General features: G+C 58.4%; 10 protein-coding genes. 2 read left to right on the forward strand and 8 right to left on the reverse strand.

Features of this window, described 5'->3' with window-relative positions; all coding sequences use genetic code 11:
- Positions 1-17: 17 nt before the first annotated feature.
- Positions 18-395: a 50S ribosomal protein L7/L12 gene (gene rplL, locus Q355_RS0107245; protein ID WP_027877185.1), complete on the forward strand. Its 378-nt coding sequence runs from the start codon at positions 18-20 to the stop codon at positions 393-395.
- 48 nt (positions 396-443) lie between these two features.
- Here rplL and Q355_RS0107250 read toward each other — a convergent pair whose 3' ends face one another.
- The gene (locus Q355_RS0107250; protein ID WP_027877186.1) at positions 444-1,514 is read right to left on the reverse strand and encodes a lipocalin family protein; all 1,071 of its coding nucleotides are present in this window, start codon (positions 1,512-1,514) and stop codon (positions 444-446) included.
- Positions 1,515-1,588: 74 nt separating this feature from the next.
- Between Q355_RS0107250 and Q355_RS0107255 the strand changes: the two genes are divergently transcribed.
- Positions 1,589-2,356 (forward strand): TatD family hydrolase, encoded by a 768-nt coding sequence (locus Q355_RS0107255; RefSeq protein WP_027877187.1) that lies wholly within the window; start codon positions 1,589-1,591, stop codon positions 2,354-2,356.
- 217 nt (positions 2,357-2,573) lie between these two features.
- Here the strand turns inward: Q355_RS0107255 and Q355_RS0107260 are convergent, their stop codons facing one another.
- From Q355_RS0107260 to tuf, 7 genes are all read right to left on the reverse strand, one after another.
- A complete protein-coding gene (locus Q355_RS0107260; protein ID WP_027877188.1) occupies positions 2,574-3,476 on the reverse strand; it encodes a cation diffusion facilitator family transporter in 903 nt (300 codons plus the stop codon).
- Positions 3,477-3,643: 167 nt separating this feature from the next.
- Positions 3,644-4,345, reverse strand: coding sequence for a 50S ribosomal protein L1 (gene rplA, locus Q355_RS0107265; protein ID WP_027877189.1), 702 nt, complete (start codon positions 4,343-4,345; stop codon positions 3,644-3,646).
- Entirely contained in the window at positions 4,338-4,772 is a 435-nt protein-coding gene (gene rplK, locus Q355_RS0107270) for a 50S ribosomal protein L11 (RefSeq protein ID WP_027877190.1), read from the reverse strand. Before rplK ends, rplA begins: the two co-directional genes overlap by 8 nt.
- Before the next feature lie 150 nt (positions 4,773-4,922).
- Positions 4,923-5,480 (reverse strand): transcription termination/antitermination protein NusG, encoded by a 558-nt coding sequence (gene nusG / locus Q355_RS0107275; protein WP_027877191.1) that lies wholly within the window; start codon positions 5,478-5,480, stop codon positions 4,923-4,925.
- Positions 5,481-5,497: 17 nt separating this feature from the next.
- Positions 5,498-5,716 (reverse strand): preprotein translocase subunit SecE, encoded by a 219-nt coding sequence (secE, locus tag Q355_RS0107280; protein WP_051529348.1) that lies wholly within the window; start codon positions 5,714-5,716, stop codon positions 5,498-5,500.
- 9 nt (positions 5,717-5,725) lie between these two features.
- Entirely contained in the window at positions 5,726-5,890 is a 165-nt protein-coding gene (gene rpmG / locus Q355_RS16425) for a 50S ribosomal protein L33 (RefSeq protein WP_013013465.1), read from the reverse strand.
- Between the two features lie 77 nt (positions 5,891-5,967).
- On the reverse strand, positions 5,968-6,879 hold a 912-nt coding region (tuf, locus tag Q355_RS0107290; RefSeq protein ID WP_027876114.1), incomplete at its 5' end, for an elongation factor Tu.

Consider the following 6,879-nt stretch of genomic DNA (forward strand, 5'->3'; position numbering starts at 1 on the left):
CAAGTAGGAGGAAAAGAATGGCTCTGGATATCGCTGCTATCAAGGCTCAACTTTCTGGCGCAACCGTGCTGGAACTCAAGCAACTTATCGACGAACTCAAAGAAGAGTGGGGCGTAACCGCTGCTGCTCCGGTGGCCGTGGCCATGCCCGGTGTTGCCGCTGCTGCTGCACCTGCTGTCGAAGAGAAGACCGAGTTTGATGTGGTGCTCAAAGACGCTGGCGCCCAGAAGCTCAACGTCATTAAGGAACTCCGCGCCATTACGGGTCTGGGCCTCAAAGAAGCCAAAGACCTGGCCGAGCAGGGCGGTGTGGTCAAGGAAGGCGTTTCCAAAGAGGAAGCCGAGAAGATCAAGAAGCAGCTCGAGGATGCGGGCGCCAAGGTCGAACTCAAGTAACCTTGCCCCTATGCAAAACCCCAGCCCTGCGGCTGGGGTTTTTTCTTTCTATCGCCCCTGTGCAGGGAAGAGGCCAGTGCTACCCGGAGGATTGTAGGGGCCGGCCACAAACTCACCCATACCCTTAGCCAAAACGCCTTGCCCTTGCCAGGTTCCACTGCCCACCACCGGGCCTTCCCAGTAGGCCACGCGGGTGGAGGAGGTCAGGAGCTCCTGGTCTTTGCGCAAGGGCTCGAGGCGAAGACTTAACCCCTCGGCCTCGACCTGCCATACAAGGTGATAGTTGCGCCCACTGGGTGAAGTCCAGCTCTCGAGTGGTGTCATCTGCAGGTTTTTGAGTTCTCGAACCTGACCCTGGGGGTCAATGGCTGTGGCTGCGAGCTGTACAACCTCGCCTCTGGCATTTTTAACGCGATAAAGCATCAGGTCTACCCCATTGGAAAGGTGCAGCCCAAACCAGTCCCAGAGCGCCCCCAAGGCCGGGGAGCTACCGCCCTGGCTTCCGATCTGATCGCCCCACTGGTGATCCATCCAGGCCTCGCCCCGCACTGGCCGCCCGGCGATGACGCCTTCCAGGGCCAGGCGGGTAAAAGACACGTAGTACATTCGTCCGGTTTCGGCGGTGCCCGAGTACCCTGGCGGGTGTACCACGGCGGGCTTGAGTGGGGTCAGGCGCACCTGGATGGGGCCTGCGGAAAGCTGATAGCTGCTGCCATCCTGGATTAGCTTCCAGTCGCCCTGCTCGATACGCAAAGGTGGAAACAGCACCACCGCATCGCCGCGGGGGCGGTCGGTGCGGAAGTCGAAGCGCTCTTCGAAGAACTTTTGGTTGGCACGAAGATCGGTAACGGCGATGTGCGAGGCGTGGTATGGGCCAGGAAAAAAGATGGCCGGGTTAATAAAGCCAATCTGCCAGTTTTGTGGCGCGTAGGCTTTGAACAGCGCCCAGTGAAAGGCCAGCCCTTCCTCGGGTAGGTAGCCAGACACATACCACCACTCCAAAGGAGCATTGTTGGGCCCCCAGTTGTCGGGGGTGGGCAGGCGGTCGGGGTCTACGGCTTGCAGTGAGGGTAGACAGCCAGCCAGGGCTAGCAAAAGTACCATGAGCCAGTAGCGCATAGGGCTAGTGTATGCACGCGATGGCTATTTGGGTTGTAGTCTGGGGCGTAAACTGGGGCTCGGTGGGATTTAGCATGACCGATACCCATTGCCACCTCGACTATATGGAACCCGAAGAGACCCAGGCTGCTATTCAGGCCTCGAGGGAGTTTAAAGCCATCCTAACCATCGGCACAAACCCAGTGCGCAACCGCAATGCACTGGCCTTAGCGGAAGCGCACCCCCATATCTGGGCAGCCGTGGGTCTACACCCTACCGAAGCCCCGCTGCTTTCACCTGAGCTGGAGGCCGACCTGAAGTATCTGGCCCAGCACCCGAGGGTACGTGCCATTGGCGAAACCGGGCTGGACTTTTACTGGACACCCGAGACCCGCCAGGCCCAGTACCGGGCGCTGGACTTTCAGCATCAGCTCGCAGTGTCGCTGGGTTTGCCGCTTATTTTTCACGTGCGTAGCAAGGAAAGCGATCGGGCAGAACAAGAGATAGCGGAGTGGTTGCTGCAAAACCGCCCCTCGAGGGTTGTTCTTCATGCTTTTGGGGGGCACCCCAGGCTAATAGATGTGGGGCTGGAGCTTGGGGCCTATTTTGGCTTTGCTGGGCCCCTAACCTACAAGAAAAATGCAGCCTTGCGAGAGGCAGCCCGGCAAATTCCCCTTGAACGACTAATGGTCGAAACCGATGCGCCTTTTTTGCCCCCCGAGCCTTACCGGGGCCAGCGCAACCACCCGGCCCTGGTTAGGTTTACCCTGGCCAAACTGGCCGAAATCCGCGGGCTGAGCCTAGAGCAGATGGAGCAGATTACCGACCAAAATGCTCAGGCCTGCTTTGCTTTCAACCGCTAAATCAGGCACACCCACCGCAGCTCTGACATCACAGCGCTATAAAGAAGCGAAGTCTGGGTAGAGGCTTCTTATACCGGATTCAAAAAGATAATCTTCAAACAAAAAGCGCTAAGAGGCTATCTTTTTGAATCCTAGAGCACTCCCTTCGGTCGGGTTAGTTCGTCACCGTTCGGTGACGAACTAACCGAATCTGGTATTACGCCACACGACCAGAACGCTACCCAATCCTGAAGGTTGAATGCTTGGCCTTGTGGTCGGGTTCCACATGGATGGTGGCAGTGACGCCATCCATGCTGGCCTGTAAGGCGTTCTCGAGCCGGTCACAAATCTGATGGGCCTGCTCCACCGAGGTATGCCCAGGTACCACCAGGTGAAACTCCACAAAGGTGCGCGGCCCAGCCCGTCGGGTGCGTAGGTCGTGGATTTCCAGTACCCGGCCTTCGGATGCCAGACCCTCGAGGGTATAGCTGAGCGTGTTGCGAATGTCGGCCAGTTCGGCCTCCGAAACCGATTCGTCCATCAGACCCCCCACAGAGTCGCGCACCAGCCGCCAGCCAACCCACAAGATATTGAACGCTACCGCAATAGCCAGCAAGGGGTCGAGCACCCACCAGCCGCTTAGCCAGGCCAGCCCGATGCCCAATAGCACACCGACCGAGGTCAGCACATCGGCCAGGATGTGCTGACCATCCGCCACCACCGCGGGCGAGCGCGCTTTGCGTCCAGTGCGAATTAAAAACCATCCCAGCCCGGCGTTTATAGTCGAAGCCCCCAAGGAGATCAACAATCCTGTGTCTAAGCCCCCAATGGGTTGCGGTGCGAATAGCCGAGGCCAGGCTTCGCGCACGATGGCTAGAGCCGCCAATACAATCAACACCCCCTCCAGTACAGCCGAGAAGTACTCGGCTTTGGTGTGCCCGTAAGGATGGTTGCTATCGGCTGGGCGACGCGAAACCAGCACCGCAATCAGTGCGCTTCCAGCGGCCACAATGTTTACAATGGACTCCAGCGCATCGGAGTATAGAGCTACCGAACCAGTCAGGGCGTAGGCCAGCCACTTCAGACCTAGTACTACTCCCGCCACAACGAGGCTTAGGGCTAAAGCGTGCGTCGGGGTCATAAGGCCTTCGGGGGTTGGGGACAGGGGGTTTGCTCAAGTGGATGCACAGTAGCTTCACTAAAGATATTAGCGTGTCTGCAACCACTGCGGCGCAGTGCCCCATAAATGTCGGACTAGAGGGCTCTAAAAAAAGCTCCCGCACAGGGAGCTTTTTTGAATGCGGGTTTTTACGACTGGTGCGCCGTGCTGGTGCTTACCCTGATGCTGGGCCCCATGGTCGTGGTGAGGTAGATCGAGCGCAGGTAGGTGCCCTTGGCGCTGTCGGGTTTGGCGCTCTCAACAGCTTTGATAAAAGCCCGTACATTCTCGGCGATTTGCTCCGGCGTAAAGCTGGCCTTGCCCACAGGGCCATGCACCACACCGGTCTTGTCGTTGCGGAACTCGATACGACCGGCTTTAATTTCGCGCACCATATCACCGATGTTAAAGCCAACTGTACCGGCTTTGGGGTTGGGCAACATGCCCTTCGGACCCAGGATACGACCGAGCTTCGAGCCCACTGCACCCATTACGTCAGGGGTGGCGACAACCGCATCGAAGTCGGAGCGGCCATCCAGGATTTCCTGGATAATTTCCTCTCCGGCGGCGATGTCGGCGCCAGCGGCCTGGGCCTCGGCGATTTTCTCGCCTTTAGCAATCGCCAGCACGCGTACGCTGCGGCCCGTTCCGTGTGGCAGGGCTACCGTAGAGCGCACGTTTTGATCCGACTTTTTGGGGTCGATGCCCAGCTTAACGTGCACCTCTACGGTCTCATCAAACTTGGCGCTTTTAATCTGAGGAATCAGGGCAGCGGCCTCTTCGACCGAGTAAACCTTATTCAGGTCTACTTTTTCCAGCAAAGCCCGATAGCGCTTTCCATGCTTAGGCATTGGGCACCCCCGTCACTTCCACGCCCATGGAGCGAGCCGAACCTGCAATCTGGCGGGCTGCAGCCTCTACATCCCCGGCATTCATATCTGGCATCTTTTGCTTGGCAATCTGCAGGCACTGCTCCCAGGTGAGCTTGCCCACTTTCTCACGCCCACTCTTGCCCGAGCCTTTCTCGATACCGGCAGCTTTGCGAATCAGGTAAGAGGCGGGGGGAGTTTTGGTGATGAAGCTAAAAGAGCGGTCGGAGAAGATAGTGATCTCCACGGGTACAATGGCGTCGCCCATGTTGGCCGTGGCCGCGTTAAACTGCTTGACGAACTCCATGATGTTGGCACCGTGTTGACCCAGTGCCGGGCCTACTGGGGGTGCAGGCGTGGCCTTACCGGCCGGAAGCTGCAGCTTGACCACAGCATTAATCTTTTTCATTTTTTTTCCTCCTTTGCGTTGACCCACATTCTGTGGGGGGTGGCTCCCACGAACTTCGTGGTGGTATCGCCTTGCTTACAGCTGATAGCAACTAGCCAGGGGCTTTAGATTTTGCTATCAGCAATCAGCCGCTGTCAATAAGCTTCTGCGCTATGCGCGAACGACCTGCGAAAACTCCAGCTCGACTGGGGTTTCGCGTCCGAAAATGGACACCAGCACCTTGACTTTCTGGCGCTCGAGGTTGACCTCGCTCACCACGCCGGTAAAGTCGGCGAAGGGGCCTGAAGCAACCCGCACCACGTCGCCTTCCTTGAAGGTAACCTGAGGCTTGGGGGCTTCTTTCTTTCCGGCCAATCCGGAGATTTCTAGCAGGTGCTGCACCTCGTCTGGTGTGAGGGGTACTGGATGGGTTGCGGTGCCCACAAAGCCTGTCACGCCAGGGGTGTTGCGTACCACTTCCCAGGCTTCGTTAACCTCGCCGGGGGTATCGCCCAGGTCCACAAGCACATAGATATAGCCGGGGTAGAGTTTACGGCGCACCACTTCTTTTTTGCCCCCCTCGCGGTGCTCCACAACCTCCTCGGTTGGAATCAAGACCTGGAAAATCTTGTCCTGCATACCGAGGGCTTTTACCCGTTGCTCGAGGTTCTGTTTGACCTTCTCCTCGTGGCCAACATAGGTGTGGACGGCATACCATTCAATACTCATAGCTCGCACCAATGCATTCAGGGTAGGCGCACTGTGATGAAGCGGAAGATGGTGTCAATAAGGCCCAGTACGATCATCGCCACAACGGCAAACACCAGGATAACCTGGGTGGATTCGATGACCTCTTGACGGGTAGGCCAGGTGACACGGGACAGTTCGGCCCGGGCTTCGCGGAAGTAGTTAATAATCCGCGCACCAAGCGGGCGCCGGGGGGCAGCATTCTGCTCTTGGGCCATATGTCCGCCTTAAACCTTTACTTCCTTGTGGGGCAGGTGCTTATTGCACCAGGGGCAGAACTTCTTGAGCTCGAGCTTGGCGGTGGTATTGCGGCGGTTTTTCTCCGTCGCGTAATTGCGCCGCTTACACTCGGTGCACTCCAGGAGTAACTTGATTCGTACGTCGCTCGCCATGTTGATCCTCTTTCAGCCTCCGGCCCAGTCAGACTTTCAAGCGCCTGACCGGGCCAGCAAGCCATTAGTGTAGCACTTTACTCGATAATCTTAGCCACCACACCAGCGCCCACAGTGCGACCGCCTTCACGGATGGCGAAGCGCAGACCTTCCTCCATGGCGATGGGCTTGATCAGCTCCACCGTAAAGGTGACGTTGTCACCCGGCATCACCATCTCTACCCCTTTGGGCAGCTCCACCACCCCGGTCACATCGGTGGTGCGGAAGTAGAACTGCGGACGGTAGTTGTTGAAGAAGCCGGTGTGACGTCCACCCTCTTCCTTCTTCAGGATGTACACCGAGGCCTCGAACTTGGTGTGCGGCGTGACGCTGCCGGGCTTGGCCAGCACCTGGCCCCGCTCCACGTCTTCACGGCTCACCCCGCGCAGCAGCAGGCCCACGTTGTCCCCGGCAATCCCTTCGGTCAGGGTCTTGCGGTGCATCTCCACCCCGGTCACCACCGTCTTCTGGGTATCCCGCAGACCCACAATCTCCACTTCCTCACCGGTCTTGATGCGGCCCCGCTCAATACGGCCCGTGGCCACCGTACCGCGACCGGTAATGGTAAAGACGTCTTCCACCGGCATCAGGAAGGGCTTGTCCACATCCCGCTGGGGGGTGGGAATGTAGCTGTCGATGGCATCCAAGAGCTCCCAGATGCGGTCGACCCACTCGTTCTCGCCCCGCTGGGTCTTGGGGTTGGCCATCATATGCTCCAGCGCCTTCAGGCCCGAGCCGCGGATGATGGGGGTATCGTCACCCGGGAACTCGTACTGGTTCAGGAGGTCACGGATCTCCATCTCCACCAGATCCAAGAGTTCGGGGTCGTCCACCATGTCGATCTTGTTCAGGAAGACGATGATGTAAGGCACCCCCACCTGACGCGAGAGCAGGATGTGTTCGCGGGTCTGGGGCATGGGGCCGTCGGTTCCCGAGACCACCAGGATGGC

The organism is Meiothermus cerbereus DSM 11376 (assembly GCF_000620065.1).
Lineage (GTDB): Bacteria > Deinococcota > Deinococci > Deinococcales > Thermaceae > Meiothermus > Meiothermus cerbereus.